The following is a 1,122-nucleotide window of genomic DNA, read 5'->3' on the forward strand; positions in this document are numbered from 1 at the left end:
CGCTACTCCTGCTCCTGATATAAACAGCTTTCCGGGGGTTCCTATCGGAACAATCTGCAAGGAATCGTCTAAGATGTAAATCTGGGTGTTCGATATTGGCTTTCCGATAGGAATTGTTTTATATTCTTTATCTTGTATTAAATAACAAGTACTATAGGTAGTATCCTCTGAAGGACCGTATAAATTTCTGACTTCTATTTTTTCCGTTGGAAGTTTTTTAACAATATCCAGAGGCATTATTTCGCCACCCATATTAATAAAAACTACATTTTCTAGATCTAAATTATCCTCTAAGAGCTTTTGAATTACAGAAGGTACAATACTTAGTATAATTTTATTCTCTTTATTTATATAATCCTTTATTTCCAATGCATTTTTTAGGACTCTTATTTTCTTTCCTATAGATATAGGATAAAAAATTTCATAAACTGACATATCAAAACAGTATGAAGCCGTAGCAAACATCACTTCAAATTTTGATGAATCAAATTCAAATCGGCACCAATTAATCAATTCAACTGCGCTCTTATTCTCTACCATTACCCCTTTTGGTTTCCCGGTAGACCCTGAAGTATAAATTATGTAAGCTAAATCATTAGCGGTACTAATCTTTGCAATATTTTTCTTTGAAAACTTATTCTGAACCTGTGTAAAATTCTCTAAAATATTCTCATCAATAACGGCTTTACAATTACTGTCCTGTTCGATATAATCGATGCGGTCTTGCGGATAATTAATATCTATGGGAACATAGGCTGCTCCAGATTTTAATATGCCCAGGATCGTTACAATCATGTTCTCGCTTCTGTCCATCTTTATCCCTATCAGATCATCTGCTCTGATAGCGTAGTTTTCTCTCAGATAATAGGCTAGCTGATTGGACTTCTCATTAAGTTCCTGATAGGTTAATTGTGTTTGTTCAAATAAAACAGCTACATTATTTGGGGCTCTTTCAACCTGCTCTTCAAATATGTCAACTAAAGTAAGGTCTGTAAGCGGTTCTAATGCTGCACCATTGAATTTAACCAATAACTCCTTTTCTTCTTCCGGGGTTAAATAACCAATTTCCTGAATCAGCCTTTCAGGCTGTTCTAATGATTCTCTAAGCAGGTTCTCAAAATG

1 protein-coding gene is annotated in these 1,122 nt (G+C 34.4%); it reads right to left on the reverse strand.

Translation table 11 applies throughout. The annotated features are described in order from the left end of the window. The coding region (locus tag DM397_RS00565) for an AMP-binding protein (RefSeq protein WP_162615439.1) at window positions 1-1,122 on the reverse strand (1,122 nt) is incomplete at both ends.

Source organism: Flavobacterium nitrogenifigens (assembly GCF_003254565.1).
GTDB lineage: Bacteria > Bacteroidota > Bacteroidia > Flavobacteriales > Flavobacteriaceae > Flavobacterium > Flavobacterium nitrogenifigens.